Raw genomic sequence first — 16,234 nt, 5'->3', positions numbered from 1 at the left:
CTTTTTGCTGTTCTGACAGTATCAGTACATCACTTTGTGACCATACTGCTCAAGGATGCCCTTAACGCGTTCCATGGTCTCTTTCTTCGGTGGTTTCACCCCATCCAGCTTGTACTCTTCGCCCATGGCCACCCATTTGTGTTTACCCAGCTCGTGATACGGCAGCAGCTCGATTTTCTCTACATTGCCCATGTCACGGGTAAATTCACCGAGTCGATGGGCAGAGTCGTCGTCATCTGACCAGCCCGGCACGACGACATAGCGGATCCAGGTATTAATGCCTTTGGCGGAAATGTACTTCGCGAAATCCAGCGTGCGGTGGTTGGAAACGCCGACCAGATTCTGGTGGATCTCGTCGTTCATCTGCTTGAGGTCAAGCATCACCAGATCAGTCACTTCCAGCAGTTCATCAATGACCGGATCATAACGACGCACGAAACCGTTAGTGTCGAGGCAGGTATGAATGCCTTCTTTTTTGCAGGCGCGGAACCAGTCACGCACGAATTCGGCCTGCAGAATGGCTTCACCGCCGGATGCCGTGACGCCGCCGCCGGAAGCATTCATAAAGTGGCGATAGGTCACCACTTCTTTCATCAACTCGTCAACGGTGATTTCTTTGCCGCCGTGGGTATCCCAGGTATCGCGGTTATGACAATAGAGGCAGCGCATCAGGCAACCCTGAAAGAAGGTGATGAAGCGGATGCCGGGGCCATCTACGGTGCCACAGGATTCAAAGGAGTGAATGCGACCAGTTACTGACATTGCGGTGTTTTCTCCAGATGTGGCCCATCCAGGGCCAGTGTATTCACAGCTCAAAACCGGCTGTGTTAAGTCTGTTTTGACAGATACCCATAGTATAGATGGCTGGCAAAGCAGGCTGGGGCAGGAGAGTGTTATTAAAAAGGCCCCACTTGCGTGGAGCCTTTATTGTACTCTTTTTAAAACCTGTTTTCAGTCAAAACCGATTACATGGTCTGAGTGAAAGTACGCGTGATAACGTCCTGCTGCTGTTCTTTCGTCAGGGAGTTAAAACGTACTGCGTAGCCAGATACACGGATGGTCAGCTGCGGATATTTTTCCGGGTGATCCATCGCGTCGAGCAGCATTTCACGGTTCATAACGTTCACGTTCAGGTGCTGACCACCTTCGATGGACGCTTCGTGATGGAAATAACCATCCATCAGACCGGCCAGGTTGGTTTTACGAACGTCGTCGTCTTTACCCAGTGCGTTCGGAACGATAGAGAAGGTGTAAGAGATACCATCTTTAGCGTAAGCAAACGGCAGTTTTGCAACGGAAGTCAGAGAGGCAACCGCACCTTTCTGATCACGGCCGTGCATCGGGTTAGCACCTGGTCCGAACGGAGCGCCTGCGCGACGGCCATCCGGGGTGTTACCGGTTTTCTTACCATACACAACGTTAGAGGTGATGGTCAGAACAGACTGCGTCGGGATAGCGTTGCGGTAGGTATGCAGTTTCTGAATTTTCTTCATGAAACGTTCTACCAGGTCAACCGCCAGGTCATCGACGCGAGCATCGTTGTTACCAAACTGCGGGTATTCACCTTCGATAGCGAAGTCGATAGCCAGACCGTCTTCGTCACGAATCGGTTTAACTTTCGCATATTTGATAGCAGACAGGGAGTCAGCCGCAACAGACAGACCTGCGATACCACACGCCATAGTGCGGATAACGTCACGGTCGTGCAGCGCCATCAGAGAGGCTTCGTAGCTGTACTTGTCATGCATGTAGTGAATGATGTTCAGCGCAGTGACGTACTGTTTAGCCAGCCAGTCCATGAAGTGATCCATGCGGTCCATGACTTCATCAAATTTCAGGACATCGCCTTTGATCGGTTCAGATTTCGGACCAACCTGCATTTTCAGTTTTTCATCAACGCCGCCGTTGATAGCATACAGCATGGTTTTCGCGAGGTTTGCACGCGCACCGAAGAACTGCATTTGCTTACCAACGATCATCGGGCTTACGCAGCATGCGATAGCGTAGTCGTCGTTGTTGAAGTCCGGACGCATCAGGTCATCGTTCTCATACTGCAGAGAAGAGGTATCGATAGACACTTTTGCGGCGAATTTTTTGAAGTTCAGCGGCAGTTTTTCAGACCACAGAACAGTGATGTTCGGCTCCGGAGACGGCCCCATGGTGTACAGGGTGTTCAGGAAACGGAAGCTGTTTTTGGTGACCAGCGTACGGCCGTCAACGCCCATACCGCCGATAGATTCTGTTGCCCAAATCGGGTCGCCAGAGAACAGTTCATCATATTCAGGCGTACGCAGGAAACGAACCATACGCAGTTTCATGACCAGATGGTCAATCATTTCCTGAGCGTCTTTCTCAGTGATTTTGCCTGCTTTCAGGTCACGTTCAATGAACACGTCCAGGAAGGTGGACACACGACCGAAGGACATTGCCGCACCGTTCTGAGACTTAACGGCAGCCAGGTAGCCGAAGTAAGTCCACTGAATAGCTTCCTGAGCGTTGGTTGCCGGTGCAGAGATATCGCAGCCGTATTTCGCTGCCATTTCTTTGATCTGGCCCAGCGCGCGATGCTGTTCAGCAATTTCTTCACGCAGACGGATAGTCGCTTCCAGATTTTCACCGCTTTCCAGTTCGCCCTGCAGAGACAAGAACTGTGCGTATTTGTCTTTCATCAGGAAGTCGATACCGTACAGCGCGATACGACGGTAGTCACCGATGATACGGCCACGGCCATAAGCGTCAGGCAGACCGGTCAGAACACCGGATTTACGGCAGTTCAGGATGTCTTTGGTATAAACATCGAATACACCCTGGTTATGGGTTTTGCGGTATTCGGTGAAGATTTTTTTCAGCATCGGGTCCAGTTCGCGGTTATACGCTTTGCAGGAACCTTCAACCATTTTGATACCACCGAACGGGATGATTGCACGTTTCAGTGGTGCTTCAGTTTGCAGACCAACAATTTTCTCCAGCGCTTTGTTGATATAGCCAGCGTCGTGAGAAGTAATGGTGGAAGCAACAGAGGTGTCAAAATCAACTGGCGCGTGAGTGCGGTTTTCCAGTTTAACGCCTTCCATCACGCGGTCCCACAGCTTGGTGGTCGCGTCGGTGGCACCGGCCAGGAAGGTTTCATCACCTTCATACGGGGTGTAGTTTTTCTGGATAAAGTCACGGACGTTGACGGCATTCTGCCATTCACCTTTCGCGAAACCTTCCCACGCAGTGGCTAACTTTTCATTAAGCTCGGACATGTAACACCTACCTTCTTAAGTGGATTTTTTATTTACTGCCTGAGAAAACCATCAGCAATGATGATCGTCGCCACGCAGGTAAATGACCCAGTATGTCAACCCGACTAACAAACCCCCGCCAATAATGTTACCGATAGTCACCGGAATCAGGTTATCAGTGATAAAGTTTATAACAGTCAGGTGAGAAAAACTGTCAGGAGTTGAACCAATTGCGGTCCAGAACTCCGGGCTTCCAAAGTGTTTGATCACGATACCCATCGGGATCATAAACATGTTTGCAATGCTGTGCTCGAAGCCGCTGGCGACAAACATCGCAACAGGCAATACCATAATCATGGCTTTATCCATCAGGCTGCGACCGGAGTAGCTCATCCAGACCGCAAGGCAAACCATCAGGTTGGCCAGGATACCCAGGCAAACGGCTTCAATAAAAGTATGGTGCATTTTGTGGTCGGCGGTTTGAAGAACGTTAAGGCCCCAGCCACCATTCGCGACCATATATTCGCCGGACAACCACATCAACAGAACAAAGAGCAGGCAGCCAATCAGGTTACCAACATAGACGTTGAGCCAGTTGAGCGCCAGTTGGCCCCAGGTGATCCTGCCGCTGGCTTTTGCAACAACGATAAGGACCGTTGAGGTGAAGAGGTCAGCGCCGCAGATGACGCAAAGAATCAGGCCGAGTGAAAAGCAAATCCCCCCGATCAGTTTCGCCATGCCAAAGGGCATTGTAGCGGTGCCGGTCGTCGCGGTGATATAAAAGACAAACGCAATGGAGATGAATACACCCGCAGTAATTGCCAGATAAAGGGTTTTCAGCGGTTGTTTGGTGGCTTTATAGACACCTGCTTCTTCAGCGACTTTCGCCATTGCTGCAGGAAGTAATAGATCAAAAGGGTTGTCAGCTTTCACACTAACTCTCTCTTTATTAAGTCGGCGACGAGATACTAACAAAGCATTATAGAAGAGAAATTGATTCAGATCATATCTCGCCAGGCTTATAGGCCCGTAAAACGCATGGATTTCCAGCAAATACGGCGTAACTGTTTGATTATAAAAGTAAAAATAAATTTTAAAAATTACTAATTGAGTTGAATTTTTTCTTTATCTCCCTGCTGAATCGGTTAATTAAAATGGAGTAAATTACATTTTATTTAACATTGCAGCGAATGTAATGAAAATATATTTCACTCACATTTAACTTTATTATCACATTTATAATAATAAGCATGAAAATAAAAAAGAGGCCTGTTAACAGGCCCCGTAATATATAGCAGAGAAATCGCTACGCCTACCAATAATGCGGCTTTTTAATGCTCTTTAGCCCACCAGGCGGCTTTGGCGCGCTGAAGTTTCTCATAGGCCTGCAATAACGACTGATGCGCAGGGAAGGCGCGCAGATCACCATCGACCGGTTGTAAACCGTAGAAGGGGGCTTCACCGCTCAGAGCCGCGCTGGCCGCTTCCACCGCGTCTGCGCCATACATCCGCACAAACGCGTTCAGGTACTGCAGCGGCTGACGCTCTTCTTCCTGCGCGAGCAGCAACAGGGTTTGCAGGCAGCGGTAGTAATTCGCGCGTTCTGCGCTAAAGATGGAGGCGTTAAATTCCATCGTCCACTCGGTCCAGATCAATGCCTGTTCCAGGTCGCCGCCAGCCAGTGCCAGCATTGCTTTCAGCTCGCCGATACGCAGCGTATACCAGCCATTGTCTTTACCGGTCGCCATACCCAGCAGTTCGCGAACGCGGGTGAAGTCGTCATGGCCTTCTTCGTCGAGTTGCTCAATCAGCGCCAGGTATTCTTCTTTTTCCCACTCACTGCCCGGTAGCGCCAGCAGGGTTTCGCGCAGATGGCTGCCCATGTTGTTGTTCGCCAGCCACAGATCTTCTGCCGGATAGATATCGGACATGCCCGGCACCAGAATGCGGCAGGCATAAACGCCCAGATGTTCGTAATCGGCGATGTACACTTCTTTATCTTCCGCCTGGAAAATGGCCATCAGCGTGGCGAATTCTTCCTGGGTCGTGCCGGAGAAGTTCCAGTCAACGAACGGATAGTCGGCATCCTGCTTAAACATATCCCAGGAGATCAGACCGCTGGAGTCAATGAAGTGAGTTTCCAGGTTAGCGTGTTCTGCGACTTCTTCATCATCAAAGGTCGGCGGCGTGAAGACGTCGAGATCTTTCAGGCTACGGCCCTGCAGCAGCTCAGTGACGGTACGCTCCAGCGCCACGCCGAAATCCGGATGTGCGCCAAACGAAGCAAAACAGGTACCATTTGCCGGGTTGAACAGCACGACGCAGATGACCGGGTATTTACCGCCCAGCGAACCATCGTAAGCAAAGATCGGGAAACCTTCCGCTTCCAGTTTGTTGATGGCTTCCACCACGCCCAGATAGCGCGCCATCACCTCCTGAGGAATTTCCGGCAGGCTGATGCTTTCCGCAATAATACGATTTTTGATATGACGTTCGAAAACTTCAGACAACCCCTGAACCCGCGCTTCGGCAGCCGTGTTACCTGCGGACATGCCGTTAGAGACATACAGGTTGCCGACGATGTTCATCGGAATATAAATGGTCTGATTATCGGACTGGCGGGTGAATGGCAGGCCGCAGATGCCACGCGCGTCGTTACCAGATTGCAGATCGACCAGCATGCTGGCGGTCAGTTGATCATCCGGATCGTAAAAGGCGCGCAGACGCGGGTCGAGCAGACCTTCCGGCACGTCATCGTCGTCGGTCAGCGGGAACCATTTTTCGTTGGGATAGTGAACGAAAGGCGCGTTAGCGAGCGTTTCGCCCAGCCAGAAATCGGCAAAGAAATAGTTGGTTGAGAGACGCTCGAAGTATTCACCAAGCGCGGAAGCGAGAGCGGCTTTTTTCGTCGCCCCTTTACCGTTGGTGAAACACAGGGCGCATGCTTTGTCGCGAATATGCACGGACCAGACGTGCGGTACCGGATTCAGCCACGAGGCTTCTTCGATGTCAAAGCCCAGGTCGAGCAGTTTTTGCTGAAAGCGAGCGATGGAATCTTCCAGCGCGGCATCTTTGCCGGGAATAAATGTTTGAGTCATGGCGATCACTTAGTTCGTACGTAAAGCGCGCAATCATACGGGTTTTGCCTGACAGGCGCTATCTTCGCGGCGCTGCCGACGAAAATAAACAACCAGGCTACGCTTAACAGCAATCACAGGCGGGGCGGGAGAAAAAATGAAAGCATTTGACTGGCAAAGAATGGCGCTGGACAAAGTGCCATTCGACTTTTTGTGGGAAGTGGCGTTGCGCAGCATCTATACCTTTGTGCTGGTGTTTATCTTTCTCAAAATCACCGGGCGGCGCGGCGTTCGCCAGATGTCGCTGTTTGAAGTGCTGATCATCCTGACGCTGGGGTCGGCGGCGGGGGACGTGGCATTTTATGACGACGTTCCGATGCTACCGGTACTGGTGGTCTTTGTTTCTCTGGCATTGCTGTACCGGTCGGTGATGTGGCTGATGTCGCGCAGCGAAAAACTGGAGGATTTACTGGAAGGGAAACCGGTGGTGGTCATTGAAAACGGCGAACTGGCATGGGAAAAACTGAACGCCGAAAATTTAACCGAATTTGAATTCTTCATGGAACTGCGACTGCGTGGCGTGGAGCAACTGGGCCAGGTTCGTCTGGCGATCATGGAAACCAACGGCCAGGTCAGCGTCTATTACTACCCTGATGACGAGGTAAAAAAAGGGCTGACGATATTGCCGGAATACTGCAATAAGCGGTTTACCGTCATACCCGAACATGATGACTACGCCTGCGTGCGCTGCAGTGCCGTCCGCCAGATGGACCCCGGCGACAGACTGGTATGTCCACGCTGCGGACATCCGGAATGGTCGAAGGCAAGCCAGGCTATTCGGGTGACCTGATAGCCATTTTGTCGGTTTTTTACCGCCGTGCTGGTGGATCCTGTTGTGTGAAGCAGGACACATTTCCCCGGCTGTCGCTATTAGCCATTGCGGCGCGTGCCACTGAATGATAAAACCGATATCCACAGGATTTTTTTATGGCAAATTAGCGTGGTGAGGGGAAATGAGTCAGGTCTACAATTTTAGTTCTGGTCCGGCAATGTTACCGGCCGAGGTACTTAAACAAGCGCAACAGGAACTGTGCGACTGGCAAGGCTTAGGTACGTCGGTGATGGAAGTCAGCCATCGCGGAAAAGAATTTATTCAGGTCGCGGAAGAGGCAGAAAAGGATTTTCGCGATCTGCTGAACATCCCCTCCAGTTATAAAGTTTTGTTCTGCCACGGTGGCGGTCGCGGGCAGTTTGCCGGTATTCCGCTGAACCTGCTGGGCGATAAAACCACCGCAGACTACGTTGATGCAGGCTACTGGGCGGCCAGCGCCGTCAAAGAAGCGAAGAAATACTGCACGCCGAACGTCATTGATGCCAAAGTGACCATTGATGGCCTGCGCGCCGTGAAGCCGATGCGCGAGTGGCAGCTCAGCGATAACGCCGCCTATCTGCATTATTGCCCGAACGAAACCATTGATGGCATCGCCATTCATGAAACGCCTGATTTTGGTGACGCCATCGTCACGGCGGATTTCTCTTCTTCTATTCTGTCTCATCCGCTTGATGTGAGCCGTTACGGTGCCATCTACGCGGGCGCACAGAAAAACATTGGCCCGGCGGGGCTGACGCTGGTGATCGTTCGCGAAGACCTGCTGGGCAAAGCACAAACCGCCTGCCCGTCAATCCTCGACTACACCGTGCTCAGCAACAACGACTCCATGTTCAACACGCCGCCGACCTTTGCCTGGTATCTGGCGGGCCTGGTGTTCAAATGGCTGAAAAAGCAGGGCGGCGTCGCGGCAATGGACACCATCAACCAGCAGAAAGCTGAGTTGCTGTACAGTATCATTGACCGCAGCGATTTTTACCGCAATGACGTTTCCCCCGCGAACCGTTCGCGCATGAACATCCCGTTCCAGCTCGCAGACAGCGCGCTCGACAAACTGTTCCTCGAAGAGTCGTTTGCCGCAGGCCTGCACGCGCTGAAAGGCCACCGTGTTGTGGGCGGTATGCGTGCCTCTATTTATAACGCGATGCCGCTGGAAGGTGTAAAAGCGCTGACCGACTTCATGCAGGATTTCGAACGCCGTCGCGGTTAATCCGATCGTCCTTTCACCCCCGCAGCCTCGCTGCGGGGTTTTTATTGACCTGTTTTTGAGAGTTCAGTTTCATGGAATCCCTGACGTTACAACCCATCGCGCGGGTGGATGGCACCATCAATCTGCCAGGTTCGAAAAGCGTTTCGAATCGCGCCTTGCTGCTGGCTGCATTAGCCAATGGCACCACCGTGCTGACCAACTTACTGGACAGCGACGACGTGCGCCACATGCTGAATGCCCTGAGTGCGCTGGGAGTTCATTACACCCTTTCTGCTGACCGTACCCGCTGCGACGTAACAGGCAACGGCGGGCCGCTGCGCACCGATCGCGCGCTGGAACTCTTTCTCGGCAATGCCGGAACGGCAATGCGCCCGCTGGCAGCCGCGCTGTGCCTGGGCCACCACGATGCGGTAGTGCTGACCGGTGAGCCACGCATGAAAGAGCGCCCGATTGGTCATCTGGTTGATGCGCTGCGCCAGGGCGGGGCGGAGATCGACTATCTCGAACAAGAAAACTACCCGCCGCTGCGCCTGCGCGGGGGCTTTACCGGTGGCAATGTTGAGGTCGACGGCAGCGTTTCCAGCCAGTTCCTGACGGCATTGCTGATGACCGCACCGCTGGCGCCGCAGGATACGACCATCACCATCAAAGGCGACCTGGTCTCGAAACCGTACATCGATATCACGCTACACCTGATGAAAACCTTCGGTGTGGAAGTGGAAAACCAGAACTACCAGCGCTTTGTCGTGCGCGGCGCGCAGCAATACCAGTCTCCTGGCCAGTATCTGGTGGAGGGCGATGCCTCTTCGGCGTCCTATTTCCTCGCCGCCGCCGCGATCAAAGGCGGAACAGTCAAAGTCACCGGTATTGGCCGCAACAGCGTGCAGGGTGATATCCGTTTCGCTGACGTACTGGAAAAAATGGGCGCAACCATCACCTGGGGTGATGATTTCATCGTCTGCACGCGGGGCGAACTGAACGCCATTGATATGGACATGAACCATATCCCGGATGCGGCAATGACCATCGCCACCACCGCGCTGTTTGCCAACGGCACGACGACGCTGCGCAATATCTATAACTGGCGCGTGAAGGAAACGGATCGCCTGTATGCGATGGCAACGGAACTGCGTAAAGTGGGTGCCGTGGTGGAAGAGGGCGAGGATTATATTCGCGTGACGCCGCCGGTTGAACTGACTTTCGCCGAGATTGCGACGTATAACGATCACCGTATGGCGATGTGTTTCTCGCTGGTGGCGCTGTCCGACACGCCGGTCACCATTCTCGATCCGAAATGTACCGCCAAGACCTTCCCTGACTATTTCGACCAACTGGCGCGCATCAGTACGCCAGCGTAATCACTCCCTCAGCGCCGACCTTTGGGTCGGCGTTTTTATGTCTGCTTCTGAACTTTTTTGCCTCCCGGCCGGGTGCTATCTTCTCCGCTGATTCAACCTGTTGATTTATATATTTTAATTATGGTTATCATTGGATGATATATATGAAGAATACAAAACTCGCCCTGGCGCTCACGATCGGCGCCGTCTTGCTGACGGGATGCAAAAATGGTGTCAACGGCGATCTGATTGCCAGTTCCGGAATGTCTGCCTATAACGCGATGACGCTGTCTGATGCGGACGTCAAATCGCTCAGCAACAGCAGCTGCAAACAGATGGACAGCGAAAACCAGTTGGCGGTCGCTTCCAGCAAATATTCAAAACGCCTGAAAAAAATCGCCAAAGCGCTGGGCAATAACATCGACGGCACGGCGGTCAATTACAAGGTCTATATGACCCGCGATGTCAACGCCTGGGCCATGGCTAACGGCTGCGTGCGCGTCTATTCTGGCCTGATGGATATGATGACCGACAACGAAATCGAAGGCGTACTGGGCCACGAACTTGGCCATGTTTCGTTGGGGCATTCGCGTAAAGCGATGCAAACGGCATATGCCACGCTCGCCGCCCGTGATGCTGTCTCAGCCACCAGTGGCGTTGCAGCACAACTTTCGCAATCTCAACTGGGTGATCTGGCGGAAGGCGTTATCAATTCGGCTTTTTCCCGCAGTCAGGAATCCGATGCCGATGACTTCTCCTTCGATCTGCTGAAAAAACGCGGCATTAAGCGCGAAGGTTTAGTCAGCGCCTTCGATAAATTCGCGACCATGGATGCCGGGCGCGCCAAATCTCTGATGGATTCTCACCCCACCTCTGCTGATCGCGCGCAGCATATTCGCGATCGCATTGCCGAAGATAAATAAAAGTAAAACTTATCATCTTTTGGGCTGGCGCGGCGTCAGCCCACTATACTTGCTTAATTCTCATACAATTCGCTACCGGTCGTCTGCATTTTGCATGCAGTAGTAACGGTCTGGTGCTTTGGCGAGTATAATGCGCGGCGTTTATGTAACTATGCCTTGCTGAAGGAGAAAAAGATGACGGCAATTGCCCCGGTAATCACCATTGATGGCCCTGGTGGTGCAGGTAAAGGAACCTTGTGCAAGGCAATGGCGGAAGCATTGCAGTGGCATCTGTTAGATTCAGGTGCCATATACCGCGTTCTGGCCCTGGCGGCATTACATCATCATGTGGATGTGGCATCTGAAGAAGCGTTAGTTCCGCTGGCGGCACACCTGGATGTCCGGTTTGTCTCAACGAACGGCAATCTGGAAGTGATCCTCGAAGGCGAAGACGTCAGCAGTGAAATTCGCACGCAAGAGGTGGCCAACGCCGCGTCGCAGGTCGCCGCGTTCCCGCGCGTACGTGAAGCGCTGTTGCGTCGTCAGCGCGCATTTCGCGAAGCGCCGGGCTTGATTGCGGATGGCCGGGATATGGGAACCGTTGTTTTCCCTGATGCGCAGGTGAAAATTTTCCTTGACGCCTCATCGGAAGAGCGGGCGCACCGCCGTATGCTGCAGTTGCAGGAGAAGGGCTTTAGTGTTAACTTTGAGCGCCTTTTGGCAGAGATAAAGGAACGTGATGACCGTGACCGCAACCGTGCGGTGGCGCCTCTGGTTCCTGCGGCCGATGCTTTAGTGCTGGATTCCACACGATTAAGCATTGAGCAAGTGATTGAAAAAGCGTTACAATACGCGCGCCAAAAACTGGCCTCCGCCGAATAACCGGCGAGACGCCTCAGAATTCTTGCAGTACCCCCGCAGCAATGGAGTGTTAGCGGGTATGTGAAACAACCCCATCCGGCATGAAGCCAGGTGGACGTTAATATTAACCTGAAGATTAAACATGACTGAATCTTTTGCTCAACTTTTTGAAGAATCCTTAAAAGAAATCGAAACCCGCCCGGGTTCTATCGTTCGCGGCGTTGTTGTTGCTATCGATAAAGATGTCGTACTGGTTGACGCCGGTCTGAAATCTGAATCCGCCATCCCGGCAGAGCAGTTCAAAAACGCCCAGGGCGAGCTGGAAATCCAGGTCGGTGACGAAGTTGACGTTGCTCTGGATGCAGTAGAAGACGGCTTCGGTGAAACTCTGCTGTCCCGTGAGAAAGCGAAACGTCACGAAGCCTGGATCACGCTGGAAAAAGCTTACGAAGACGCTGAAACTGTTACCGGTGTTATCAACGGCAAAGTTAAGGGTGGCTTCACTGTTGAGCTGAACGGTATTCGCGCGTTCCTGCCGGGCTCCCTGGTAGACGTACGTCCGGTCCGTGATACCCTGCACCTGGAAGGCAAAGAGCTTGAATTCAAAGTGATCAAGCTGGATCAGAAACGCAACAACGTTGTTGTTTCTCGCCGTGCAGTTATCGAATCTGAAAACAGCGCAGAGCGCGATCAACTGCTGGAAAACCTGCAGGAAGGCATGGAAGTTAAAGGTATCGTTAAGAACCTCACTGACTACGGTGCATTCGTTGATCTGGGTGGTGTTGACGGCCTGCTGCACATCACCGATATGGCCTGGAAACGCGTTAAGCATCCGAGCGAAATCGTGAACGTGGGCGACGAAATCACTGTTAAAGTGCTGAAGTTCGACCGCGAGCGTACCCGTGTTTCCCTCGGCCTGAAACAGCTGGGCGAAGATCCGTGGGTAGCTATCGCTAAGCGTTACCCGGAAGGTACCAAACTGACTGGTCGCGTGACCAACCTGACCGACTACGGCTGCTTCGTTGAAATCGAAGAAGGCGTTGAAGGCCTGGTTCACGTTTCCGAAATGGACTGGACCAACAAAAACATCCACCCGTCCAAAGTTGTTAACGTTGGCGATGTCGTGGAAGTGATGGTTCTGGACATCGACGAAGAACGTCGTCGTATCTCCCTGGGTCTGAAGCAGTGCAAATCTAACCCGTGGCAGCAGTTCGCGGAAACCCACAACAAGGGCGACCGTGTTGAAGGTAAAATCAAGTCTATCACTGACTTCGGTATCTTCATCGGCCTGGACGGCGGCATCGACGGCCTGGTTCACCTGTCTGACATCTCCTGGAACGTTGCAGGCGAAGAAGCAGTTCGTGAATACAAAAAAGGCGACGAAATCGCTGCAGTTGTTCTGCAGGTTGACGCAGAGCGTGAGCGTATCTCCCTGGGCGTTAAACAGCTGGCAGAAGATCCGTTCAACAACTGGGTTGCACTGAACAAGAAAGGCGCCATCGTAAACGGTAAAGTGACTGCAGTTGACGCGAAAGGCGCAACCGTAGAACTGGCCGACGGCGTTGAAGGTTACCTGCGTGCTTCTGAAGCTTCCCGTGACCGCGTTGAAGATGCAACTCTGGTTCTGAACGTGGGTGACGACGTTGAAGCTAAGTTCACCGGTGTTGACCGTAAGAACCGCGCAATCAGCCTGTCTGTCCGTGCGAAAGACGAAGCTGACGAGAAAGATGCTATCGCTTCTGTTAACAACAAACAGGAAGAAGGCAACTTCTCTAACGCAATGGCTGAAGCTTTCAAAGCAGCTAAAGGCGAGTAAGTTACTCTGAAACTTCGGGCGTAACCGCCTGAAGTCTAATGAGTAGACTTGACAGATTGCAGGTTTCGTCCTGTAATCAACAACAAAGGGCGGCTACGGCCGCCCTTGTTTAAGCTGATAGCCAACTTTCCTGAAAGGAAACCGGAGGAATCATGACCAAGTCAGAGCTCATCGAAAGACTTGCAAGCCAGCAATCTCACATTCCTGCGAAAGCGGTTGAAGATGCTGTGAAAGAGATGCTGGAACACATGGCTACGACCCTGGCCCAGGGTGAGCGCATTGAAATCCGCGGTTTTGGCAGCTTCTCTTTACACTATCGTGCACCACGCACCGGGCGTAACCCTAAAACAGGTGATAAAGTCGATTTGGAAGGTAAATACGTTCCGCACTTTAAACCGGGTAAAGAATTACGCGACCGCGCCAATATTTACGGCAGCTGAGTTAGTTTTAACCTGGCTGGAAAAAAGCACCTGCGGGTGCTTTTTTTATTGCCTGCTCCCGATGCGCTGGAATCCTCCTCGCAAAATCGTTGCGGCACCAGTGCAACACCGCCATCTTCTTACAGCGCTCGCCGCATTGCCAAAATCCTCGTCCTGACAGCCATTCCCGTTCTGCGTCACACTCGCGAAAAACAGAGGAGTGCTGATGCGTTTACCACAAGTCGCCTGGTGTGTTGTTCTCGGGATCTTACCGCTGGTCTGGCTGCCCCGGTTACCGGATTTACTGCTGACGAAGGGCATGATTGTTCTGGCTGTGTTGCTGCTCTTTTTTCACAAGCCTGGCGTGAGGGCCATCGCGCTGACGCTGCTGTTCTTCTGTTGGGGATGTCTTGCGGCGCACCAGACGTTGTGGCCGGTCAACGCCCTGACCGGGAAAAATCAGCAGGCAGAGATCGTCATCACCGCCACTGACGGGCAAACCACGCATCAGGGGGAGATTATTCGCCTGAACGGTAAGCGGCAATTTCCGGTTATCGCCGTCTCACTGTATGGCAACTATTTGCCGCAATACGTCTGTGCCGGGCAGCGCTGGGAGATGACCATCCGCATGCGGCCCGTCCACGGGCAGCTCAATGAAGGCGGGTTCGACAGTCAGCGCACGGCGCTTGCCCGGCATACGGCGATCTCTGGTCGTTTCCTGTCGGCGACGGCGCTGGATGCCTCATGTAGCTGGCGCGCACGCTATCTGGCATCGCTAACGGCAAGCCTTGCGGATCTCCCGTGGCAGCCGGTCATTCTGGCGCTCGGCGCTGGCGAGCGGATGGCGCTTCCTGCAGAAGTGAAACGCCTGCTGCAACAAACCGGCACATCACACCTGATGGCTATTTCTGGTTTGCATATCGCGCTGGTCGCCTCGCTGGGCTGGCTGCTGGTTCGTGCCCTGCAGTTTTTCCTGCCATGTCATTACATCAACTGGCGAGCGCCATTGCTGGCGGGTTTCGGTTGTGCGCTCGGTTATGCCCTGTTTACCGGGCTACAACCGCCAGCGTTACGCACAATCGCCGCGCTGGCTGTCCTGTACGGTTTACGGCTCCGCGGACGGCACTGGTCACCGTGGTCGGTCTGGATCTGCTGCATTGGCGCGATACTCTTTGCGGATCCGCTGGCGGTTCTTTCACAGAGTTTATGGCTGTCGGCTTTCGCGGTTGCCACGCTCATTTTCTGGTACCAGTGGATACCTTTTCCCGTGCAGGTGTTACCGGCCTGGAGCCGGTGGCTGGCGGGGCTGCTGCATCTGCAACTGGGGTTAATGCTGTTATTGATGCCGTTGCAGGTGGCGCTGTTTCATGGCATCAGTTTAAGTTCGATGGTGGCGAATCTGGTGGCGGTGCCGGTCGTCACCTTTGCGGTTGTGCCACTGATTCTCGCCGGTATGCTGCTGCATCTTATCGGGCCTGCAGTTGCTGAAACGGGTATCTGGTTGCTGACCGATCGCGTGCTGGCGCTGCTGTTCGGTTTTCTGACCCGTTTACCCGATGGCTGGCTGGATCTGGATATGCGATGGCTGCCCGCCACGGTACTGCCCTGGCTGGGGCTGATCGCCTGGAAACTGCGTGGCTGGAAATCTGCGCCTGCGCTGTGTGTAGCCGCGATTGTTGTACTGACGTTTCCGCTCTGGTCGCATAAACCATCAGATGAATGGCGGGTGACGATGCTGGATGTCGGGCAGGGGCTGGCAGTGGTGATTGATCGTCATGATAAAGCGATTCTGTATGACACCGGGCTGGCGTGGCCGGGCGGTGACAGCGGGCAGCAGCTCATTATTCCCTGGCTTCGCTGGCATCATCTGCAACCGGAAGGGATTATCCTCAGTCATGAACATCTTGACCATCGCGGCGGGCTGGATTCACTCACCCGGGCCTGGCCGCAGGCGTGGATCCGCAGCCCGCTGGGGTGGGGCGGTCATCAGTCCTGTTTTCGTGGCGACCACTGGCAATGGGAAGGGCTGACTTTCCGGGTACTCTGGCCGCTGCCGGGAACGCAAACACAGGGGAACAACCGCTCCTGTGTTGTCCGGGTGGACGATGGCAAATACAGTATTCTGCTGACCGGAGATATTGAATTATCAGCCGAATTTTCCATGCTCAGCCATTACTGGCAACATCTAACGTCTACACTTATTCAGGTGCCTCACCATGGCAGCAGCACCTCTTCGGGCGTGGCGTTGTTGCAGCGGGTCGGCGGGCAGGCGGCGCTGGCATCGGCTTCCCGGTATAACGCCTGGCGACTGCCGTCGGAAAAAATAGTGAAACGCTACCGTCAGCAGGGTTATCAATGGTTCGATACGCCTCATCAGGGGCAGCTTTCCGTGCTGTTTCAGCACGACAACTGGCAAATCCGTAGCTTACGAGATCAAATTTTACCTCGCTGGTATCATCAGTGGTTTGGCGTGTCTCGTGATAACGGGTAGAATAT

At 53.4% G+C, this 16,234-nt stretch carries 12 protein-coding genes; 8 read left to right on the top strand and 4 right to left on the bottom strand.

Annotation, left to right across the window (positions count from 1 at the left end):
- Positions 1-21: 21 nt before the first annotated feature.
- From pflA to ycaO, 4 genes are all read right to left on the bottom strand, one after another.
- Positions 22-762 carry a pyruvate formate lyase 1-activating protein gene (pflA, locus tag AOY23_RS09350; protein ID WP_038154709.1) on the bottom strand — a complete coding sequence of 247 codons (741 nt, stop codon included), beginning with the start codon at positions 760-762 and terminating at the stop codon, positions 22-24.
- A 203-nt stretch (positions 763-965) separates the two neighbouring features.
- A complete protein-coding gene (gene pflB, locus AOY23_RS09345; RefSeq protein ID WP_054179146.1) occupies positions 966-3,248 on the bottom strand; it encodes a formate C-acetyltransferase in 2,283 nt (760 codons plus the stop codon).
- Positions 3,249-3,299: 51 nt separating this feature from the next.
- Entirely contained in the window at positions 3,300-4,160 is an 861-nt protein-coding gene (focA, locus tag AOY23_RS09340) for a formate transporter FocA (protein ID WP_054179145.1), read from the bottom strand.
- 398 nt (positions 4,161-4,558) lie between these two features.
- Positions 4,559-6,325, bottom strand: coding sequence for a 30S ribosomal protein S12 methylthiotransferase accessory factor YcaO (ycaO, locus tag AOY23_RS09335; protein ID WP_054179144.1), 1,767 nt, complete (start codon positions 6,323-6,325; stop codon positions 4,559-4,561).
- A 136-nt stretch (positions 6,326-6,461) separates the two neighbouring features.
- On the opposite strand from ycaO, the gene AOY23_RS09330 reads away from it, so the two are divergent.
- The 8 genes from AOY23_RS09330 to AOY23_RS09295 all read left to right on the top strand — a co-directional run bounded on the left by AOY23_RS09330 (position 6,462) and on the right by AOY23_RS09295 (position 16,229).
- On the top strand, positions 6,462-7,154 hold the full coding sequence (locus tag AOY23_RS09330; RefSeq protein ID WP_054179143.1) for a DUF421 domain-containing protein: 693 nt from the start codon (positions 6,462-6,464) through the stop codon (positions 7,152-7,154).
- 163 nt (positions 7,155-7,317) lie between these two features.
- A complete protein-coding gene (gene serC / locus AOY23_RS09325) occupies positions 7,318-8,403 on the top strand; it encodes a 3-phosphoserine/phosphohydroxythreonine transaminase (RefSeq protein WP_054179142.1) in 1,086 nt (361 codons plus the stop codon).
- A gap of 71 nt (positions 8,404-8,474) precedes the next feature.
- Entirely contained in the window at positions 8,475-9,761 is a 1,287-nt protein-coding gene (gene aroA, locus AOY23_RS09320) for a 3-phosphoshikimate 1-carboxyvinyltransferase (RefSeq protein WP_054179141.1), read from the top strand.
- A 143-nt stretch (positions 9,762-9,904) separates the two neighbouring features.
- On the top strand, positions 9,905-10,663 hold the full coding sequence (loiP, locus tag AOY23_RS09315; RefSeq protein ID WP_054179140.1) for a metalloprotease LoiP: 759 nt from the start codon (positions 9,905-9,907) through the stop codon (positions 10,661-10,663).
- Between the two features lie 174 nt (positions 10,664-10,837).
- Positions 10,838-11,524 carry a (d)CMP kinase gene (gene cmk, locus AOY23_RS09310; RefSeq protein WP_054179139.1) on the top strand — a complete coding sequence of 229 codons (687 nt, stop codon included), beginning with the start codon at positions 10,838-10,840 and terminating at the stop codon, positions 11,522-11,524.
- 121 nt (positions 11,525-11,645) lie between these two features.
- Positions 11,646-13,319 carry a 30S ribosomal protein S1 gene (gene rpsA / locus AOY23_RS09305; RefSeq protein ID WP_038154692.1) on the top strand — a complete coding sequence of 558 codons (1,674 nt, stop codon included), beginning with the start codon at positions 11,646-11,648 and terminating at the stop codon, positions 13,317-13,319.
- Between the two features lie 152 nt (positions 13,320-13,471).
- Positions 13,472-13,759, top strand: a complete 288-nt coding sequence (gene ihfB, locus AOY23_RS09300) for an integration host factor subunit beta (protein ID WP_049848543.1) — start codon at positions 13,472-13,474, stop codon at positions 13,757-13,759.
- Between the two features lie 205 nt (positions 13,760-13,964).
- Complete coding sequence (locus tag AOY23_RS09295; RefSeq protein ID WP_054179138.1) at positions 13,965-16,229, top strand: ComEC family protein; 2,265 nt, start codon at positions 13,965-13,967, stop codon at positions 16,227-16,229.
- The last annotated feature ends 5 nt before the right edge of the window (positions 16,230-16,234 follow it).

The sequence above is a fragment of the Trabulsiella odontotermitis genome, assembly GCF_001297775.1.
Classification (GTDB): domain Bacteria; phylum Pseudomonadota; class Gammaproteobacteria; order Enterobacterales; family Enterobacteriaceae; genus Trabulsiella; species Trabulsiella odontotermitis.
This window is presented reverse-complemented; position numbering and strand designations above follow the sequence as displayed.